The 20551-nt window shown below is 53.5% G+C and carries 18 protein-coding genes; 10 read left to right on the top strand and 8 right to left on the bottom strand.

Features of this window, described 5'->3' with window-relative positions:
• Window positions 1–5 precede the first annotated feature (5 nt).
• Together QMN93_RS26285 and QMN93_RS24255 are read left to right on the top strand one after the other, a co-directional pair.
• A complete protein-coding gene (locus QMN93_RS26285; RefSeq protein WP_003032489.1) occupies window positions 6–62 on the top strand; it encodes an IS1 family transposase in 57 nt (18 codons plus the stop codon).
• Between the two features lie 71 nt (window positions 63–133).
• Complete coding sequence (locus QMN93_RS24255; RefSeq protein ID WP_323620158.1) at window positions 134–2851, top strand: autotransporter outer membrane beta-barrel domain-containing protein; 2718 nt, start codon at window positions 134–136, stop codon at window positions 2849–2851.
• 82 nt (window positions 2852–2933) lie between these two features.
• On the opposite strand, the gene typA is transcribed toward QMN93_RS24255, so the two are convergent.
• Entirely contained in the window at window positions 2934–4757 is a 1824-nt protein-coding gene (gene typA / locus QMN93_RS24250; protein WP_023333895.1) for a ribosome-dependent GTPase TypA, read from the bottom strand.
• Between the two features lie 378 nt (window positions 4758–5135).
• Here typA and glnA point away from each other — a divergent pair, with 378 nt between their 5' ends.
• The 4 genes from glnA (at window position 5136) to QMN93_RS24230 (ending at window position 9412) form a co-directional block, all read left to right on the top strand.
• Window positions 5136–6545, top strand: coding sequence for a glutamate--ammonia ligase (glnA, locus tag QMN93_RS24245; protein WP_023309763.1), 1410 nt, complete (start codon window positions 5136–5138; stop codon window positions 6543–6545).
• A 171-nt stretch (window positions 6546–6716) separates the two neighbouring features.
• Window positions 6717–7766, top strand: coding sequence for a nitrogen regulation protein NR(II) (gene glnL / locus QMN93_RS24240; RefSeq protein WP_008501857.1), 1050 nt, complete (start codon window positions 6717–6719; stop codon window positions 7764–7766).
• An 11-nt stretch (window positions 7767–7777) separates the two neighbouring features.
• Complete coding sequence (glnG, locus tag QMN93_RS24235) at window positions 7778–9190, top strand: nitrogen regulation protein NR(I) (RefSeq protein WP_023309765.1); 1413 nt, start codon at window positions 7778–7780, stop codon at window positions 9188–9190.
• 111 nt (window positions 9191–9301) lie between these two features.
• A complete protein-coding gene (locus QMN93_RS24230; protein WP_182382865.1) occupies window positions 9302–9412 on the top strand; it encodes a YshB family small membrane protein in 111 nt (36 codons plus the stop codon).
• 72 nt (window positions 9413–9484) lie between these two features.
• Here the strand turns inward: QMN93_RS24230 and hemN are convergent, their stop codons facing one another.
• Together hemN and yihI are read right to left on the bottom strand one after the other, a co-directional pair.
• On the bottom strand, window positions 9485–10858 hold the full coding sequence (gene hemN, locus QMN93_RS24225; RefSeq protein WP_182382864.1) for an oxygen-independent coproporphyrinogen III oxidase: 1374 nt from the start codon (window positions 10856–10858) through the stop codon (window positions 9485–9487).
• 188 nt (window positions 10859–11046) lie between these two features.
• Window positions 11047–11562: a Der GTPase-activating protein YihI gene (gene yihI, locus QMN93_RS24220; RefSeq protein WP_032644299.1), complete on the bottom strand. Its 516-nt coding sequence runs from the start codon at window positions 11560–11562 to the stop codon at window positions 11047–11049.
• Between the two features lie 577 nt (window positions 11563–12139).
• Between yihI and yihA the strand changes: the two genes are divergently transcribed.
• Entirely contained in the window at window positions 12140–12769 is a 630-nt protein-coding gene (gene yihA, locus QMN93_RS24215; protein ID WP_029741470.1) for a ribosome biogenesis GTP-binding protein YihA/YsxC, read from the top strand.
• Window positions 12770–13080: 311 nt separating this feature from the next.
• Here the strand turns inward: yihA and polA are convergent, their stop codons facing one another.
• Entirely contained in the window at window positions 13081–15873 is a 2793-nt protein-coding gene (gene polA / locus QMN93_RS24210) for a DNA polymerase I (RefSeq protein WP_193140226.1), read from the bottom strand.
• A 337-nt stretch (window positions 15874–16210) separates the two neighbouring features.
• Window positions 16211–16474, bottom strand: a complete 264-nt coding sequence (locus QMN93_RS24205; protein WP_226852960.1) for a hypothetical protein — start codon at window positions 16472–16474, stop codon at window positions 16211–16213.
• On the opposite strand from QMN93_RS24205, the gene QMN93_RS24200 reads away from it, so the two are divergent.
• Window positions 16371–17222, top strand: coding sequence for an acyltransferase (locus QMN93_RS24200; protein WP_264884998.1), 852 nt, complete (start codon window positions 16371–16373; stop codon window positions 17220–17222). The two genes, QMN93_RS24205 and QMN93_RS24200, sit on opposite strands and share 104 nt — an antisense overlap.
• Window positions 17223–17245: 23 nt before the next feature.
• On the opposite strand, the gene dsbA is transcribed toward QMN93_RS24200, so the two are convergent.
• From dsbA to QMN93_RS24185, 3 genes are all read right to left on the bottom strand, one after another.
• The gene (gene dsbA, locus QMN93_RS24195; protein WP_033146975.1) at window positions 17246–17869 is read right to left on the bottom strand and encodes a thiol:disulfide interchange protein DsbA; all 624 of its coding nucleotides are present in this window, start codon (window positions 17867–17869) and stop codon (window positions 17246–17248) included.
• A 27-nt stretch (window positions 17870–17896) separates the two neighbouring features.
• Complete coding sequence (locus tag QMN93_RS24190) at window positions 17897–18883, bottom strand: serine/threonine protein kinase (RefSeq protein ID WP_048975668.1); 987 nt, start codon at window positions 18881–18883, stop codon at window positions 17897–17899.
• A gap of 75 nt (window positions 18884–18958) precedes the next feature.
• Window positions 18959–19228 carry a YihD family protein gene (locus tag QMN93_RS24185; protein WP_008501866.1) on the bottom strand — a complete coding sequence of 90 codons (270 nt, stop codon included), beginning with the start codon at window positions 19226–19228 and terminating at the stop codon, window positions 18959–18961.
• 68 nt (window positions 19229–19296) lie between these two features.
• On the opposite strand from QMN93_RS24185, the gene mobA reads away from it, so the two are divergent.
• Window positions 19297–19881: a molybdenum cofactor guanylyltransferase MobA gene (gene mobA / locus QMN93_RS24180; RefSeq protein ID WP_182382861.1), complete on the top strand. Its 585-nt coding sequence runs from the start codon at window positions 19297–19299 to the stop codon at window positions 19879–19881.
• Window positions 19878–20381 (top strand): molybdopterin-guanine dinucleotide biosynthesis protein MobB, encoded by a 504-nt coding sequence (gene mobB / locus QMN93_RS24175; RefSeq protein WP_182382860.1) that lies wholly within the window; start codon window positions 19878–19880, stop codon window positions 20379–20381. Before mobA ends, mobB begins: the two co-directional genes overlap by 4 nt.
• Window positions 20382–20551 lie beyond the last annotated feature (170 nt).

Genomic DNA, 20551 nt, shown 5'->3' with positions numbered 1-20551 from the left:
AATCGGTGGAGCTGCATGACAAAGTCATCGGGCATTATCTGAACATAAAACACTATCAGTAAGTTGGAGTCATTACCCGAATGCAGCGGTAATAGATTTTGCTAATTTACCCGCCTCCGGAGCAGTAACGGATTTGCCTGCAGAAATACAGGCGCTGATTCCTGCAACGGCAAACGCGAACTTTAGCAAAAATACCAGCGATCCTAACTATGTCTACCAGTACAGCCCGGGTAATATCCCAATCTACGGAGATGGGATCACCCTCGAAGGACCGGGGGCGGAAGCCTTTGAGCATTCAGTCACCGTTATTCAGAACTCCACGTCCGGCAGCCCGGGGGTAATATTTGGTGACGATCTGACTATTCGCACCCAGTCAAAAGTGGCTGCCAATAATGGTAAAGATGTCGACGGCATTCGTACCCATGGTATGAACACGCCGGACAACCCGGTGTTTATTATTACCGGAGACCGCACCCACATTTACGTTAATGGCCAAAGCGGTGACGGCATCAATGCCGGGTACAGCTCCTTCAGCCAGGGCTCTCTTGGCTCCGCCAATATTTATGTGGGTGACGATCTCTATATCGAAACCACCGGCAGTACCGGTCGAGGCATTAGCGCCTATGCATTGAATGATGCTTCAAAGGCCAAAAATAACGTTATCGTCGGCGATCGTGCGCATATTGTGACGCGTGGTACCTACGCAGAGGGGATTCGTACCAACCAGAGCGGCTCATATGTCCGTCTGGGGGATGAGGCCACCATCGAAACGTACGGCACATCGGCCTACGGCCTGTATGCAGGCTCTGCATCCAAAATTGAGCTGGGAAAAAACGCGACGATTACCACCGACGCGGCCAGCGCCTCCGGGGTGTATTCTACCGGCTCGTCAACCATCACCCTTGATGAAGGCGCGACCATCACCACCAACGGTGCCAGCGCGCATGGCGTCTATGCGTACACAGGCGCGGTGAATCTTGGTGATAACGTCACCATTGCGGTCAACAGCAGCGAGAAAACCAGCAGCTCCGCGCAAGCGCCGCACGGGATGTATGCCTGGTCACGCGGCGTGATAACGCTCGGGGGTGGCGCAACCATTACCACCGCAGGCCAGCGCGACAGCGGTAGCTACGCCCTGAACGCCAGCAACGGTGGCGTGATTGATGCCTCCGCGGGCGGAAAATTCACCCTCAACGGTGACATCCTCTCCGCTGGCGGCGTCGCGGCCACCAGCACTGCCGCAGCGCAAAACAGCGCGATCGCGCTCACCATGCAGGACAACTCTCTCTGGAACGGGGCGTCTTACATTGAGAGCAACGCCAACGGTACCGGGACTATCGCGCTTACGATGAATGATGCCGTGTGGAATATGCGCGACAGCTCCACGCTGACCAGCCTGACGCTGAATGCGGGCGGTACGATTAATTTCCAGCATGCTGATGATGCGGCGTGGCAAACCCTGACCATCAGTGACGATTTTATCGGCAACGGCGGCAAGCTGGTTTTCAATACCGTGCTGTTTGACGACACATCGGAAACGGACAAACTGATCGTTGAAGGCAACACCTCCGGCCATACCGGGGTGGAAGTGAACAACATTGGCGGTACTGGCGCACAAACCATTGAAGGGATTGAAATCGTCAGCGTTGGCGGCAACTCTGACGGGACGTTTGAGAAGGCCAGCCGTATCGTGGCGGGGGGTTATGACTATAACGTTGTGCAAAAAGGTAAAAACTGGTTTCTGACCAGCCTGGTTGAGCCCGTTGACCCGCCGGTCGACCCGGTAGACCCACCTGTTGACCCTGTGGACCCGCCCGTCGACCCGGTGATTCCGCCGCAGGAACCGGTCCCCCCTGCTGCACCACCGAAAAGCGAGCATCAGTATCGCCCTGAATTTGGTAGCTATCAGGCGAACAGCTATGCGGCAAATACGCTGTTTATGACCCGCCTGCACGACCGTCTGGGTGAAACGCAGTACACCGACCTGCTCACCGGCGAGCAAAAAGTAACGAGCCTGTGGATGCGTAACGTCGGCGGCCATACGCGTTTCAGAGACGGCAGCAGCCAGTTAAAAACGACCGCCAACCGCTACGTGCTGCAGCTGGGTGGTGATGTCGCCCAGTGGAGCACCGACGGCCTGGATCGCTGGCACCTTGGCCTGATGGCGGGCTACGGCAACAGCCAGAGCCGGAGTGCTTCCAGTCTAACCGGATACCACTCGCGTGGCGAAGTGAATGGCTATAGCGTCGGTTTGTACGGTACCTGGTACGCAAACGACGCGGACAAAAGTGGAACCTACGTTGATAGCTGGATGCTGTATAACTGGTTCGACAATAAGGTGATGGGGCAGGATCAGGCGACTGAGAATTATCGCTCCAGCGGCGTAACCGCCTCTGTAGAAGCTGGCTATAGCGTTAAGATGGGCGAAAGCGGCCGCAACAGCTACTGGATCCAGCCGAAAGCGCAGGCCGTTTGGATGGACGTGCAGGCTGATGACCATCGCGAACGCAACGGCACGCGGGTGAAAGACGAGACTCAGGGGAATCTGATGACACGTCTCGGCGTGAAGGCCTATATCAGCGGACATAACGCGATTGACGACGGTAAATCCCGTACCTTCCAGCCGTTTATCGAGGCGAACTGGATCCACAATACCCAGACCACGCGCATCCGCATGGATGACGTCAGCAATCAAATGCGCGGTGCTCGCAATATCGGCGAGTTAAAGACGGGCGTAGAGGGACAGATTACACCTCAGCTTAGCGTTTGGGGCAATGTGGCTCAGCAGATAGGCGACAAAGGCTACAGCGATACCCAGGGGATGCTGGGGGTGAAATACAGCTTTAAATAACAATAAAAAAGCCGCTGAGAGATCAGCGGCTTTTTAGTTGCCGGGTGGCGCTCACGCTTACCCGGCCTACGGATTGACCGTATTACTCTTCTTTCGCACCGCGCATAGCACGTTTACGATCGTTCTCGGTCAGGTGACGTTTACGGATACGAATTGACTGTGGAGTCACTTCTACCAGTTCGTCATCATCGATGAATTCCAGAGCCTGCTCCAGAGTCATCTTGATCGGTGGAACCAGAACCGTTGCTTCGTCAGTACCGGACGCACGCATGTTGGTCAGTTTCTTACCGGTCAGGCAGTTTACGGTCAGGTCGTTAGAACGACTGTGAATACCGATGATCTGGCCTTCATAAACTTCAGCACCGTGACCCAGGAACAGCTTACCGCGATCCTGCAGACCGAACAGCGCAAACGCAACCGCTTTACCCTGACCGTTGGAGATCAGCACGCCGTTGTTACGCTGGCCCACTTCGCCTGGACGCACGTCGTCGTAGTGGCTGAAGGTGGAGTACAGCAGACCGGTACCGGAGGTCATGGTCATGAACTCTGAACGGAAGCCGATCAGACCACGGCTTGGGATCACGTAGTCGAGACGTACGCGGCCTTTGCCATCTGGATTCATGTTTTTCAGGTCGCCTTTACGCTCACCCAGAGCCTGCATCACAGAACCCTGGTGCTGCTCTTCAACGTCCAGCGTCACGTTTTCGAACGGCTCTTGTTTACGGCCGTCGATTTCGCGGAAGATTACTTTCGGACGGGAAACCGCCATTTCGAAACCTTCACGACGCATGTTTTCGATCAGTACAGACAGGTGCAGCTCACCACGACCAGAAACGCGGAATGCATCGGCATCCTGGGTTTCTTCAACGCGCAGCGCAACGTTGTGCACCAGCTCTTTGTTCAGGCGGTCAAGGATCTGACGAGAGGTAACGAATTTACCTTCTTTACCACAGAACGGAGAGGTGTTGACGTTGAAGAACATGGATACGGTTGGTTCATCAACGGACAGGGCTGGCAGCGCTTCGACGTTCTGCGGATCGCAGATGGTGTCGGAGATGTTCAGTTCACCCAGACCGGTGATAGCGATGATGTCGCCCGCTTCCGCAACGTCACTCTCGATACGCTCAAGACCCAGGTGAGTCAGTACTTTACCGACTTTACCGTTACGGGTTTTGCCTTCGCTATCGATGATAGTAACCTGCTGGTTAGGCTTCACTTTACCGCGCTTGATACGACCAATGCCGATTACGCCAACGTAGTTGTTGTAGTCGAGCTGAGAGATCTGCATCTGCAGGGTGCCGTCGAGATCGACGTTTGGTGCAGGAACACGGTCAACAATCGCCTGATACAGCGGGGTCATGTCTTCAGCCATGTCTTCGTGGTCCAGACCTGCGATACCGTTCAGCGCAGAGGCGTAAACGATAGGGAAGTCCAGCTGCTCGTCGGTCGCGTCGAGGTTAACGAACAGGTCGAAGACCTGGTCAACAACCCAGTCAGGACGCGCGCCAGGGCGGTCAACTTTGTTGATAACAACGATTGGCTTCAGACCATGGGCAAAAGCTTTTTTGGTCACGAAGCGCGTCTGTGGCATTGGGCCATCCATTGCGTCAACGACCAGCAGAACGGAGTCTACCATGGACATTACACGTTCAACTTCACCACCGAAGTCGGCGTGCCCTGGGGTATCAACGATGTTGATACGGTAGTCATTCCATTTAATCGCGGTGTTTTTCGCGAGGATGGTAATCCCACGCTCTTTCTCCAAATCGTTGGAGTCCATCACGCGTTCTTGGGTTTCGGCACGCGCATCAAACGTACCGGATTGCTGCAGCAGCTTGTCGACCAGGGTAGTTTTACCATGGTCAACGTGCGCGATGATGGCGATATTACGCAAATTTTCGATCACAACTTTGCCTCAGGCATTTAGAAATAGCGCGTTATTGTACACGGATTAATCGCACTACAAAACAGGATCACAAACATCCCCCGCAAACAAGTATTGCAGAGATGCTTTGTGATCGCTTTCACGGAGCGGTAAAAGGGCACTTTAACGTAAATTGCACCAATATGGTGCTCAATATTCACATTGAAGCACTATACTGGTGCAACTAATCCATTGTGGTGCAGCCCTTTTGCACTATGGTGCGCATGATAACGCCTTTTTGGGGTGATTTAAAAGTTGGCACAGATTTCGCTTTATAAAAAATACATGGCACCAGCCAGTACAAACAGAAATTGAAGACCTCGTTACCACGACGACAATGACCAATCTGGAGAGTTAAGTATGTCCGCTGAACACGTTTTGACGATGCTGAACGAACATGAAGTGAAGTTTGTTGATCTGCGCTTCACCGATACCAAAGGTAAAGAACAGCACGTCACAATCCCTGCTCATCAGGTGAACGCCGAATTCTTTGAAGAAGGCAAAATGTTTGACGGCTCCTCCATTGGTGGCTGGAAAGGCATTAACGAATCCGACATGGTTCTGATGCCAGACGCGACCACTGCGGTCATTGATCCGTTCTTCGAAGAACCAACCCTGATCATCCGTTGCGACATCCTCGAGCCAGGCACGCTGCAGGGCTACGACCGCGACCCACGTTCTATCGCGAAACGCGCTGAAGAGTACCTGCGTTCTACCGGCATCGCAGACACCGTTCTGTTCGGGCCAGAGCCAGAATTCTTCCTGTTCGATGACATCCGCTTCGGTGCCTCTATTTCTGGCTCCCACGTGGCTATCGACGATATCGAAGGTGCATGGAACTCCTCCACCAAATACGAAGGCGGTAACAAAGGTCACCGTCCTGGCGTGAAGGGCGGTTACTTCCCGGTTCCTCCGGTCGACTCTGCACAGGACATCCGTTCTACCATGTGTCTGGTGATGGAAGAGATGGGCCTGGTTGTTGAAGCTCACCACCACGAAGTGGCGACTGCTGGTCAGAACGAAGTGGCAACCCGCTTCAACACCATGACCAAAAAAGCGGACGAAATTCAGATCTACAAATACGTTGTGCACAACGTTGCGCACCGTTTCGGTAAAACCGCGACCTTCATGCCAAAACCAATGTTTGGCGATAACGGTTCCGGTATGCACTGCCACATGTCTCTGTCCAAGAACGGTACCAACCTGTTCTCTGGCGACAAATATGCCGGTCTGTCCGAGCAGGCGCTGTATTACATCGGTGGTGTTATCAAACACGCTAAAGCGATCAACGCCCTGGCGAACCCAACCACGAACTCCTACAAGCGTCTGGTCCCGGGCTACGAAGCGCCAGTGATGCTGGCCTACTCTGCACGTAACCGTTCTGCTTCTATCCGTATCCCGGTGGTGGCTTCTCCTAAAGCACGTCGTATCGAAGTTCGCTTCCCGGACCCAGCGGCTAACCCATACCTGTGCTTCGCAGCACTGCTGATGGCCGGTCTGGACGGTATCAAGAACAAGATCCACCCGGGCGAAGCGATGGACAAAAACCTGTACGACCTGCCGCCAGAAGAAGCGAAAGAGATCCCACAGGTTGCTGGCTCTCTGGAAGAAGCCCTGCAGGCGCTGGACGCAGACCGCGAGTTCCTGACTGCAGGTGGCGTATTCACTGACGACGCTATCGATGCTTACATCGCCCTGCGTATGGAAGAGAACGACCGCGTGCGTATGACGCCACACCCGGTAGAGTTCGAGCTGTACTACAGCGTTTAATTAAAGTTGTTTTACCCGGCGTGATAAGCGCCGGGGGTAGTTGCCGTGGAAACTTTTAGCCCATCTCCGGATGGGCTTTTTTCTCCACCAACAACCTGATCTCACGCGCTTTTTACGCCGAAAACGCTATACTGCACTAAATTAGTGCAAACGACTCCAGGAGACTGCTGAATGGCAACTGGCACGCTGCCCGATGCTGGGCAGATCCTCAATTCTTTGATTAACAGCATATTGCTGGTCGATGACGAGCTGGCCGTTCATTACGCCAACCCGGCCGCGCAGCAGCTGCTCGCCCAAAGCGCACGTAAACTGTTCGGCACCCCGCTTCCTGAACTCCTGAGCTATTTTTCACTGAATATTGGCCTGATGCAGGAAAGTTTGCAGGCCGGCCAGGGGTTTACCGATAACGAAGTGACGCTGGTGATCGACGGGCGCTCGCACATTCTGTCGCTAACGGCACAACGTCTTCCCGAAGGTCTGATCCTGCTGGAAATGGCGCCGATGGATAATCAGCGTCGACTGAGCCAGGAGCAGCTTCAGCACGCGCAGCAGATTGCCGCCCGTGACCTGGTGCGCGGTCTGGCGCATGAAATCAAAAACCCGCTGGGTGGATTACGCGGCGCGGCGCAGCTTCTGACCAAGGCGCTGCCCGATCCCGCGCTGGCGGAGTATACCAACGTCATCATTGAGCAGGCGGACCGTCTGCGGAATCTGGTAGACCGTCTTCTTGGGCCACAGCAGCCGGGAATGCACGTCACTGAAAGCATCCATAAAGTGGCTGAGCGGGTGGTGAAGCTCGTCTCAATGGAGCTGCCGGAGAACGTCACGCTGGTACGTGATTACGACCCAAGCCTGCCGGAACTGGCCCATGACCCGGACCAGATTGAGCAGGTCCTGTTGAATATTGTGCGTAATGCCCTGCAGGCGCTGGGACCTGAAGGGGGCGAGATTATTTTACGCACCCGCACCGCCTTCCAGCTCACGTTACACGGCGTGCGCTACCGGCTGGCGGCCCGAATCGACGTTGAGGATAACGGGCCCGGCATTCCATCGCATCTGCAGGATACCCTGTTCTACCCGATGGTCAGCGGTCGCGAAGGCGGTACCGGCCTGGGCTTATCCATTGCCCGCAGTTTGATCGATCAACACTCCGGGAAAATTGAATTTACCAGTTGGCCGGGACATACCGAGTTTTCAGTTTTCCTGCCGATTAAAAAATAAAGGTGACGTTTATGCAACGAGGGATAGTCTGGGTAGTCGATGACGATAGCTCCATCCGTTGGGTGCTTGAACGCGCGCTCACAGGGGCAGGATTAAGCTGCACGACGTTTGAGAGCGGCAGCGAAGTGCTCGACGCACTCACCACCAAAACGCCAGATGTTTTGCTTTCGGATATCCGTATGCCGGGCATGGACGGGCTGGCGCTGTTAAAGCAGATCAAACAACGCCACCCTATGCTTCCGGTCATCATAATGACCGCGCACTCCGATCTGGATGCCGCAGTGAGCGCCTATCAGCAAGGGGCGTTTGATTACCTGCCCAAACCCTTTGATATCGACGAAGCGGTGGCGCTGGTTGAGCGCGCGATTAGCCACTATCAGGAGCAGCAACAGCCGCGCCACGCGCCCGATTTTGGGCCAACGACAGACATCATCGGTGAAGCGCCGGCGATGCAGGACGTGTTTCGCATTATCGGTCGTTTGTCCCGCTCGTCCATCAGCGTATTGATTAACGGTGAGTCGGGAACCGGTAAAGAGCTTGTGGCGCATGCATTGCACCGCCACAGCCCGCGGGCAAAAGCGCCGTTCATCGCCCTGAATATGGCGGCGATCCCGAAGGATTTGATTGAGTCCGAACTGTTCGGCCATGAAAAAGGGGCATTTACCGGTGCCAATACCATTCGCCAGGGGCGGTTTGAACAGGCTGACGGCGGCACGCTGTTCCTGGATGAGATCGGCGATATGCCGCTGGATGTCCAGACCCGCCTGCTGCGCGTGCTGGCCGACGGGCAGTTTTATCGCGTGGGCGGCTATGCGCCGGTAAAGGTGGACGTGCGTATTATCGCCGCGACCCACCAGAACCTGGAGCAACGCGTGCAGGAAGGAAAATTCCGTGAGGATTTATTCCACCGTCTGAACGTTATTCGCGTTCATCTGCCGCCGCTGCGCGAACGCCGGGAAGATATTCCCCGCCTGGCGCGTCATTTCCTGCAGGTAGCCGCCCGCGAGCTGGGCGTGGAAGCCAAGCAGCTTCACCCGGAAACCGATGCCGCTCTGACGCGTCTGGCATGGCCGGGCAACGTGCGTCAGCTGGAAAATACCTGCCGCTGGTTAACCGTGATGGCCGCCGGGCAGGAAGTGCTGATTCAGGATTTACCGGCCGAGCTGTTTGAAGCGACCGCGCCTGAAAGCAGTACCGGGCACGCGCTGCCGGACAGCTGGGCGACGCTGCTGGCGCAGTGGGCCGACCGCGCGCTGCGTTCCGGTCATCAAAACCTGCTTTCTGAAGCTCAGCCGGAGATGGAGCGTACGCTGTTAACTACCGCGCTTCGTCATACGCAGGGCCATAAGCAGGAAGCCGCTCGCCTGCTGGGATGGGGACGTAATACCCTGACGCGCAAGCTTAAAGAGCTGGGAATGGAGTGATCGTACGTCGCTGTGTAAAGGTTATTCATTGAGCGCAAATTGCCGTTATTTTGCGCTTTACTGTTCCGATGAGTTTTGTATGATCGTGCCCGGAAATTGGGGGTGAACATCATGCTGAAAACAATCGTAAATATGCTCTCTAGCGGAGCCGCTGAAAGCCACACGCCACAGACAGCCGTTGCGGCTATGTTGTGTGCGGCGTTGGTGGGGCTGTTTAGCTAGCGAGTTGAACGTAAAAGCCGGGTGGCGGCTTCGCCTTACCCGGCCTACGTTTTGTGCATTTTGCAATGCGCCTTAAATCACCCGCGAGAACTGCTGCAGTCGCGCTTTCTGACGTAGATACGCGTCAAAGCACATGCAAATATTACGGATCAACAGACGCCCTTTCGGCGTGACCTCAATCGCGCTCTCCGACACATCCACCAGCCCGTCTTTCGCCAGCGGTGCAATCAGCTTCAGGTCTTCCGCAAAATAATCGCTGAAGTGCAGATCCCACTGCGACTCAACGTCGCTGAAATCGAGACGGAAATTGCAGATTAGCGCCTTAATCACATCGCGTCGGATGCAGTCGTCGCGCGTTAACGCAATGCCGCGCCACAGCGCGTTGCCCATTTCATCAACCTGCTGGTAGTAAAGCTTCAGCTCTTTCTGGTTCTGCGCGTAACAGTCGCCAATCATGCTGATAGCGGAGACGCCCATCCCCAGCAAATCGGTATCGCCCTGGGTTGTGTAGCCCTGGAAGTTACGGTGCAGAACACCTTCACGCTGCGCAATCGCCAGCTCGTCATCCGGACGGGCAAAGTGATCCATCCCGATAAACTGATAGCCGGCTTCGGTCAGCGAGGTAATGGTTTCCTGCAGGATATCCAGCTTCTGCTGGGCAGAAGGAAGATCGGCATCTTTGATTTTTCGCTGAGCGGCAAAGAGCGTCGGCAGATGCGCATAGTTAAAGACGCTCAGGCGGTCCGGGTTGAGTTCGGCCACGCGCTTCAGGGTGAAGGCGAAGCTTTCCGGCGTCTGCTTTGGCAGGCCGTAAATCAGGTCAATATTGGTCGAGGTGAAACCAATCTCGCGCGCGTGATTGAGTAAGGCAAAGATAAATTCTTCGTCCTGCTCGCGGTTCACCAGACGCTGAACCTCTTTATTGAAATCCTGCACGCCCATACTCAGACGATTGAAGCCTTCGGCGCGTAAGTGATCCAGTACATCCAGCTCAATTTCACGCGGATCGACTTCGATCGAGATTTCAGCGTCGGCGTTAAAACTGAAATTGCCGCGCAGCAGGGTCATCAGGCGGCTGATTTGCGCTTTATTCAGATAGGTTGGCGTCCCGCCGCCCCAGTGCAGCTGGCTGACGTGACGGCCAGCAAAAAGCGGCGCGCGATGGACAATTTCTTGTTCAAGCGCATCAAGATATTGGTCGGCTTTGTGCTGCTGACGGGTAACGATTTTATTGCAGCCGCAGAAGTAGCAAAGCTTGTGGCAGAACGGAATATGGACGTAGAGCGACAGCGGACGCTCAGGATAGCGCGCGACAGCCTGCTGGAAATCAGCCTCGCCGAAGGCATCGGAGAACTCCAGCGCGGTGGGGTATGACGTATAACGCGGCCCGGAATAGTTATATTTCTGGATTAGGGCCAAATCCCAGTCGATAGTTGGTGCTGACATGCTCACTCCTTCCGTTGGTGTCGCGTTCGTATACGGCGGCCCGTTCTGGCCCCATCGCGGGCCATCATTCGGGTGCGCAGCCACTTCTGTCGCCGCGACAACCGCCGTAGTTTAACGAATAACCACACCAGATAACATATAACCGGAAGGGTTATAAGCAGGACTATCGTGCCTGCCGGGTGCAAATGTTAGTTTCCACCCTTCAGAAGACGCATCATATCTTCCTGCTTCTCGTCTTCTTCTTCATCTTCGTCATCGTCGTATGACAGGCCCAGCTTCTGCATCAGTTCATCGATACGATCCAGTTTGGCATCCACCCATGACTGCTCTTCAGCGGTCAGGGTTTCACCCTCTTCAAGACGTTCCAGCAGCGCGTCCAGGCGCTCATCGTTCTCCAGCAAATCCAGCTCAGCCTGCGGTGAAAGCATAGGTTTCTCGCTCTTTGGTTTGTGCTGCTTAGTGACCGGGGTGTCTGTCACGCCCAGTGGAATGGGAGTTTTACTGCCGATACGAGGGTCTTTCTGCTGTTTGCCTTTTGCAGAAGCACCCGCTGCACCACCACCGTTGGCACGGCTACCCGCAGCGTGACCGCGATGTTTTTTGTCGCGTTTGCGATCGCGCGCTTCCTGGTTCAGTTCTTCGCGCGTTTTGCGGCGTGCTTTTGCAGGGCGTTTCGCGCCCGCAGCGGAGGTTGGTTTTTTCATGATGTTTTATCTTTAAGTCGTTTTCTTCAGTATAGAATTGCGGCGAAATCTAGCAGAAAGCAAGCAAAGAAAAAAGGCGACATAGCAATCTGTCGCCTTTTTTCCTGACTCACAACCCTTAGCGGGTCAGACATTCCGTGTTTGCCAACAACAAACCCTGTTTATCCCTTGGCTAATACCGTCCGTGATACGGTTCCATTTCCTTTTAAAACGCCTCCAGGCGCTGGTCATCCTGACAATCCTGCGTCTTCGCCTCCTGGCGCTCCTGACCCTAATCCTTAAGTCGATTTCCTGTTGGCTTCCTCGCCCTGACGCACACTTTACCTTGTTCCGTTAAACTAACAAGCAACGAAACGGTACAAAAAGGATTTTTCAGACAATTACCCGGAAATAAGCTTATGATTTAAAACAGTTTGGCTTTTTTGACGCCTGCGAATTCTCTGAAATCTCCCATAGCATCACTGGCCGATCTCTCACACCGATTGGGGCATTCGCCTACAGCTCATAGCAATCAGAAAAGCCTTTTGGCTGCATTCGGGTATAATCCCCTTCAGATTACGATTTTGGAGACGACCACGTGACTACCTGGAACTACCAACAGACGCATTTTGTCACCAGTGCGCCCGATATTCGCCACCTTCCTTCTGATACCGGTATTGAAGTGGCATTTGCTGGCCGCTCCAATGCGGGGAAATCCAGCGCCCTGAATACGCTGACCAATCAGAAGAGCCTGGCGCGTACCTCAAAAACACCTGGCCGTACCCAGCTGATCAACCTGTTTGAAGTCGCAGAGGGCAAACGCCTGGTCGACTTACCGGGCTACGGTTACGCGCAGGTACCGGAAGAGATGAAAATCAAGTGGCAGCGTGCGCTGGGTGAATACCTGGAAAAACGCCTGTGCCTGAAAGGTCTGGTGGTGCTGATGGATATTCGCCATCCCCTGAAAGATCTGGATCAGCAGATGATCGACTGGGCTGTAGCAAGCGATATCGCCGTGCTGGTGCTGCTGACGAAAGCCGATAAGCTGGCGAGCGGCGCGCGTAAAGCGCAGGTGAATATGGTTCGCGAAGCGGTGCTGGCGTTCAACGGTGATGTGCAGGTTGAGCCGTTCTCCTCGCTGAAAAAGCTGGGCGTGGACAAGCTGCGTCAGAAGCTCGATACCTGGTTTAGCGAGCTGGAACCCGCGACGGAAGCGGAAGAAGAGTAATACCGAGCGCGGCGATAGCCGCGTTTTTTTTGCCTGAATTTTTCTTTGCCGCAATAAAAAACGCCCCAGTCATTACTGACTGGGGCGGCTAAAATATTCAGCCAAATCCGATTACGTGAAGTAAAAGGTCTGAAAGATAGAACATCTTACCTCTGTACCCTACGCCGACAACTCTACCCCTTTTTGTGCTGCAGAAAAAGCACTTTTTGTAGTTTTTTTTCATTCTTTACATAGGGAATTCTAATGATTGTCACAAAACGCGCGTTGTTATGTTGCAAACTTACATAAAAAGCGCGTTATGCGAAGAACCCTTAGTGAGCCTGATCCCAGTTTTCGCCACTTCCCACTTCCACCAGCAACGGCACGTCAAGCGTCATGCTGCTTTCCATCAGTTCGTGGATCTTCTTCGACACGGCGTCGAGGTCGTCTTTGTGCACTTCAAATACCAGTTCATCGTGTACCTGCATGATCATCTTCACGCGAGGCTTCTCTTTTTCCAGCCAGGCATCAACGGCGATCATTGCACGCTTAATAATGTCCGCCGCGGTACCCTGCATCGGGGCGTTGATCGCCGCACGCTCTGCGCCAGCGCGACGCGCCGCGTTGCTGGATTTGATGTCCGGTAAGTAGAGACGACGGCCATCCAGGGTTTCGACGTAACCTTTTTCCTTCGCCTGCGCGCGGGTGCGTTCCATGTATTCCAGCACGCCCGGATAACGCTCGAAGTAGAGATCCATATACTTCTGCGACTCTTTGCGCGGAATGTTGAGCTGGCGCGAAAGACCAAATGCGCTCATGCCGTAAATCAGACCGAAGTTGATCGCCTTAGCACTGCGGCGCTGCTCGTTGGTCACGCTGTCCAGCGGCAAGCCGAAGACTTCCGCCGCAGTTGCCCGGTGGATATCCTTCCCTTCAGCAAACGCGGTCAGCAGGCCTTTGTCGCGGGACAGATGCGCCATAATGCGCAGCTCAATTTGCGAGTAGTCAGCAGAGACAATCAGATAATCCTCTGGTGCGATGAAAGCCTGTCGAATACGGCGGCCTTCTTCGTTACGTACCGGGATGTTCTGCAGGTTGGGATCGGTTGATGAGAGACGACCGGTCGCCGCGACAGCCTGATGGTACGACGTGTGCACACGACCCGTTTTCGGGTTGATCATCAGCGGGAGCTTGTCGGTGTAGGTAGACTTCAGCTTCGCGAGGCCACGGTACTGAAGAATCACTTTTGGCAGCGGGTAATCCAGCGCCAGCTCTTCCAGCACCTCTTCAGAGGTTGACGGCGCGCCGCCAGGAGTTTTCTTCAGCGGCTTGATGCCCTGCTTTTCAAACAGAATGGTTTGCAGCTGCTTCGGCGAAGAGAGGTTAAACGGCTCGCCTGCAAGCTCATGCGCTTTTTGCTCGAGCTCGGTCAGACGCTGCGCCAGCTCCCCGGAGTGGTTATGCAGCACCGTTGGGTCGATTTTCACGCCGTTGCGTTCAATGCGGGACAGCACGGGCACCAGCGGCATCTCGATATGCTGGAACACGTTCAGCGGACCTTCATGCTTCTGCAGTTTTGGCCACATCTTCAGGTGCAGCTGTAGCGTGACATCTGCGTCTTCCGCCGCGTAGCGCCCCGCTTCTTCCAGAGCAATCTGGTTAAAGGTGAGCTGATTTTTCCCTTTACCGGCAATCTCTTCAAAGGTGATCGTTTTGTGCTTGAGCCAGCGGTCAGATAAGGAATCCATATCATGGCGGCCCGCGACGCTGTCCAGAATGTAGGATTCAAGCATGGTGTCGAAGGCAATCCCGCGCAGTTCAATGCCGTAGTTTTGCAGAATGCCGCGGTCGTACTTGAGGTTTTGTCCAACCTTGAGCGCCTTTTCGTCTTCCAGGATCGGCTTCAGCAGCTCAAGCACGCGTTCACGGGAGATCTGCTCCGGCGCATCCAGGTAATCGTGCGCCACAGGGACGTAGGCGGCAATACCAGGCTCTGTCGCAAATGACAGACCAATCATATTGGCAGAGATGTTATCGAGGCTGTCGGTTTCGGTATCAAAGGCAAAGACGGGCGCCTTTTTCAGTTTCTCGATCCAGGCGATTAGCTGTGACTCTTCAAGAATGGTTTCGTAGTTGTCGAAGGAAAGCGCCACGGCTTCTTCTTCCGCCTGCTCTTCTGCGTCAACGACGATCGTCTCCTTCGGCTTTGCAGCAGGTTTGGCCCCTTTCGCCTGCAGCCATTTACCGGCTTCCACGTCAGCCGTCCAGCGCTTAAATTCGTATTTCTTAAACAGGCTCAGCAGATCGTCAGCGGAAGGCTGTTGCACTTCAAGCTGCTCACAGCCCAGCTCCAGTTCGACATCGGTTTTGATTGTGGCCAGCTTATAGGAGAGATAAGCCACCTCTTTATTCTCTTCCAGTTTTCCGGCCATGGTTTTTGCACCACGGAAGGAGAGCCCGGCGATTTTGTCTGACTCCGCGTAGAGCGTGTCCAGACCACCCAGCCCCTGGAGCAGCGCCTGCGCGGTTTTTTCACCGACGCCAGGGACACCCGGGATGTTATCCGAGGAGTCGCCCATTAACGCGAGGAAGTCGATAATCAGCTCAGGCGGCACGCCGTACTTTGCGACCACTTCTTCTGGCCCCAGAATGGTGTTGGTCATGGTGTTAATCAGGGTAATACCTGGCGTCACCAGCTGCGCCATATCTTTATCACCGGTGCTGATCAGCACAGGACGCCCCATCTTTTCTGCTTCACGCGCCAGCGTGCCGATGACGTCATCGGCTTCAACGCCAGAGACGGCCAGCAGCGGCAGCCCCATCGCTTTTACCATGGTGTGCAGCGGCTCAATCTGCGCGCGCAGATCGTCAGGCATTGGCGGACGGTGAGATTTGTAATGCTCAAACAGTTCGTCGCGGAAAGTTTTACCTTTCGCATCAAAGACCACAGCCGCATGGGTTGGCTGATACTGAAGGATCAGGCTGCGCAGCATGTTCAGCACGCCGTACATTGCGCCGGTGGGTTCCCCTGCGCTATTGGTCAGAGGAGGAAACGCATGATATGCCCGATACAGGTAAGAAGAGCCATCGACGAGAATAAGAGGGTTTTCTGGGATCTGAACCATAATGTCCGTGCCTTTAATCAATTTATGGGTAAAGGATGCCACAGAAGGATGAAAACATCAGGTATTAGCGCCAGATACAGGAAAAGATTTTGCGATCGTGAGGATCGCTCGCAAAAATCAAACTGTGGATAAGTTTGTGTATATTTTCACTTCATATGAATAACAGACGTAAAAAATACATATGAGTTAATTTTTAGATCTTAATTATCATGCTGTTATCGCATTAGATCTTCTCTATATGGTCACCTGATGGCAATTTAGTCTATGTGGATATAAGCCTTGTTAAGCGCGGAATCACAGAGAAATCTTCTGCGACAGGGTAAAAGCGGCCAAATCATCACGTCAAATCGCCATTAATTTGTCTGTTTTCTGGTAAAATCAGCGCCCGGCGTTGCATAGCCGACCGCTCACTTACAGCTAACCATTTGAAAAAGCTCATCATGTCGAGATTGCTCGCTGCAATAACATTACTGTTAAGCATCATTTTAACTATCCTGGTGACTGTCGCCTGCTCTGTGCCAATCATTATCGCCGGGATCGTTAAACTGCTGCTGCCTGTTCCCATGGTGTGGCGAGCCGTGTCCGCATTTTGTAACTTCATGATGTACTGCTGGTGCGAAGGACTGGCGATCCTGCTGTGCCTGAACCCGCATCTGAAGTGGGATATCAAAGGGCTGGAGAGTCTTAACAAGAAGAACTGGTATCTGCTGATTTGCAATCACCACAGCTGGGCGGACATCGTGGTGTTATGCGTACTTTTTCGCAAACACATCCCGATGAACAAATACTTTCTGAAACAGCAGCTCGCCTGGGTGCCTTTTATCGGGCTGGCCTGCTGGGCGCTTGATATGCCGTTTATGAAACGCTATTCGCGCAGCTATTTGATTCGTCATCCCGAGCGTCGCGGCAAAGATGTGGAGACCACACGCCGTTCCTGCGAAAAGTTTCGCGCGCATCCAACGACCATCGTGAACTTTGTTGAAGGCTCCCGATTTACGGAGGAGAAGCATCAACAAACCCGCTCTCCTTACCAGCACTTGCTGCCGCCAAAGGCTGCGGGTATTGCGATGGCGCTTAACGTGCTGGGATCACAGTTCGATAAACTCCTGAACGTCACGCTCTGCTATCCGGAAAACGATAAGACGCCGTTCTACGATATGCTCAGCGGCAAACTGACGCGCATTGTTGTGCGTGTCGATCTGGTTCCGATAGATGCCGGGCTGCACGGTGATTACGTTAACGATAAGAATTTCAAGCGTCGTTTCCAGCAGTGGCTTAATACGCTCTGGAAAGAGAAAGACGAACAGATAGACAATATCAAATCTTCATACAAAAACGCCGGTCAGTGACCGGCGTTTTTACATCCGCGAAATTACTTCTTCTCAACCAGGTATTTCACGGTATCAGCATACTGCTGTACGAAGATATCCATGCTGCTGGTGTCCATGCCCTGCATGTTCAGCTGGTATTTGCCGTTAACAAACATCGCCGGAACGCCCTGAAGCTGGAGGTCAGCAGCCGCTTTTTCCTGCTGAGCAACCAGAGATTTCACCACAAAGCTGTTCCATGCTGCGTCATACTCTTCCCCTTTCACGCCGGCATCAACGAACACTTTACGGATATCCGCAGTGGTCTGAACGGTCTGGGTTTTCTGTACGGCTTCAAACATTGGCGCAGTGATCTTATCTTCCACGCCCAGTGCCATCGCAACCGCCCACGCCTGGGTCAGGTCTTTACCCAATGGGCCCAGGAACTCGACGTGGTACTTGGTCATTTTGGTGCCTTCTGGCAGCTTTTTCTTCACGTTGTCAGAAACATGCAGAACCTGCTCGAACTGATAGCAGTGTGGGCAATAGAACGAGAAGAACTCCAGAACCTGTGGCTCGCCAGCGACCGGTTTGTCCAGCGTGATGAACTGTTTGCCGTCGGTAAACTGCGCAGCAGAAGCGCTAAATGCCAGAATCATACCTGCCAGCGCCAGCCAAATTTTTTTCATGATTAACTCTCTCCTGGGTGTGTCCAATTAATACATCGGCGTTAATTGCAGAGGGGGTTCCTGAAGAACCTTGACCTGCTCAGTAAATGTAGATATCTGGCTACGCCAGTAATCCTCTCCGGTAAGCCACGGGAAATTCCGGGGAAATGCGGGATCGTCCCAACGCCTGATTAACCATGCGAGATAATAAACAAAACGCATCGCACGTAAAGGCTCAATCAGGGCAATTTCGTCTGAATTAAACGGGCTAAATTCTTCATAAGCTTCAATAATGGTTTCAAGCTGCATGCGTTGCTCGGCTTTGTCGCCATTGAGCAGCATCCATAGGTCCTGAACCGCTGGCCCCATACGCGCATCATCGAGATCGACAAAAAGCGGGCCATCACGCCAGAGGATATTTCCGGCATGACAATCGCCATGCAGGCGCAGGACAGAAATATCGTCGCGCCAGCAGGTTTTAACAGCAGCAATGAGCTTATCGGTGGCGTTGAGGAAATCATCCTTTAACGCAGTGGGGATCATGGCAGACGTTTCGAATATTCCGCGCGGCTCAAGAAGGTATTCCTGAATCCCGATAGTCGGGCGGGCAGTAAAGGCTTTTTTGCGTCCCGTCTGGTGTATGCGCCCAAGATAGCGGGCAACCCACTCCATCTGATCGATATTATCCGCTTCAAACTGGCGGCCACCCAGGCTCGGGAATACAGCGTAGTAAAACCCTTCGTGCGTGAGGAGCGTTTGGTTATTGAATTTTAGCGGCGCGGCAACGGGAACATCGTCATCCAGCAGATCGTGAGCAAACTGATGCTCTTCCTGAATTTGTTCTGCGGACCAGCGTTCAGGACGATAGAATTTTACGACGAAGCGCTGACGATCCTCATCCTGAAACTGATAGACGCGGTTTTCATAGCTGTTTAACGGTGTTAGCCCGGAATCCACCCGAATACCCTGTTCAAACAGGGCATCCATAATGGTGTCCGGGTGTAATGTCTGGAAAGTAAAAGCCTGGTCGTTCATCCGATCATCCGGAAATTATACGAATGATTCAGGATATCATCTTGTGGCGATTTCGGTGCCGCCGCTTACAAGCTTTTACTCTTTAATTACGCCTCGGGCGCGCAGTAATGCGGTCTTAAAATCTTCCTCATAATCTTTCTGAATACCAGGAATAACAGCATCTTTGGCAGAGTCACGCATTTTAAGGTGATAGATCAGGATGTCGTCAGAAAGGTCTGCCAGATCGCCGTCAAAACCTGACTCTTTCGCCAATTTCTGTAAAAATTGCATCAGATTTAGCTCTGGCTCTTTTTGCCAGGCGGGCTGGAGGAGTTCAATAACTTCATTCAGACGTTTACATTTCATGGTGGTGCTCCTTTCATTTAGAGTGACACGTTAGCAGGGTCAATCCCACAATAAAAGAGGCGATATTCGTGAATCTTAGCCAGGAAATCATTGGGGTCGTTCTGGCAGGTGGCAGGGCGACGCGAATGGGGGGAAAAGATAAGGGGCTTCAACGCCTGAACGGCAAACCCTTATGGCAATGTGTCGCTGATACGCTCGCAGGCCAGGTGTCGACAATGGTCATCAGTGCTAACCGGCATATCGACACTTACCAGCTCAGCGGGTATGCCGTTTACCAGGATATCCTTGAGGATTACCCGGGACCGCTGGCCGGGATGCTTTCGGTCATGCAACAGTCTCACGGAGAGTGGTTTATCTTCTGTCCCTGCGATACCCCCTTTATTCCGTCCTGTCTTGTCGAACGTTTGTTGCTGATTCGGGGTACGGCTCCTGTGGTTTGGGTACATGACGGCGAGCGTGATCATCCTGCTATCGCACTGATGCACCGATCCCTGGCGCCAGCCCTGCAGTACTATCTGGCTGCGGGAGAGCGCAGGGTGATGGCTTTTATGCGCGAGTCTGGCGGTCATCCCGTTGATTTTAGCGATTTAAAATCAGCTTTTGTGAATGTGAATACGCCTGACGATTTGCAGATGATGCAGGAGAAAAGATGATACCTGTTGTCGCCATTTCTGCCTGGAGTGGGACCGGAAAAACCACTCTGCTGAAAAAGCTCATTCCTGCGCTTTGTGCCAGAGGTATCCGTCCAGGATTGATTAAACATACCCACCATAATATGGATGTCGATAAACCGGGCAAAGATAGCTATGCGTTGCGTAAAGCGGGTGCAGCGCAAACGATGGTGGCAAGTACTCAACGCTGGGCGCTGATGACAGAAACGCCGGATGAGGCACCGCTGGATCTCGCTTATCTGGTCAGCCGGATGGATCACGCCACGCTGGATCTGGTGCTGATTGAGGGATTTAAGCATGAGGCCGTGCCTAAGATCCTGCTGTTCAGAAGCGATGCCGGGCATGATTTCAGCGAGTTAACGCTGGATGAGCATGTGATTGCGGTGGCCAGTGATGTTGTATTGCCGCTTGAAGTTCCAATGCTGGATTTAAATGATGTGGGTGGGATTGCGGAGTTTATTGTGGAGTGGAGTGCGGTCTGACTTGCCGGGTGGCGGCTTTGCCTTACCCGGTCTACCGTTTTTTTAGTTTATAAACGCAAAAAGGCCATCCTTCCGGATGGCCTCTTCACTTATTTGATGCCTGGCAGTTCCCTACTCTCACATGGGGAGACCCCACACTACCATCGGCGCTACGGCGTTTCACTTCTGAG

The organism is Enterobacter sp. R-1.6.2 (assembly GCF_035064085.1).
GTDB lineage: Bacteria > Pseudomonadota > Gammaproteobacteria > Enterobacterales > Enterobacteriaceae > Enterobacter > Enterobacter asburiae_B.
The sequence above is the reverse complement of the archived record's forward strand: the minus strand, read 5'-3'. Positions and strand labels throughout refer to the sequence as shown.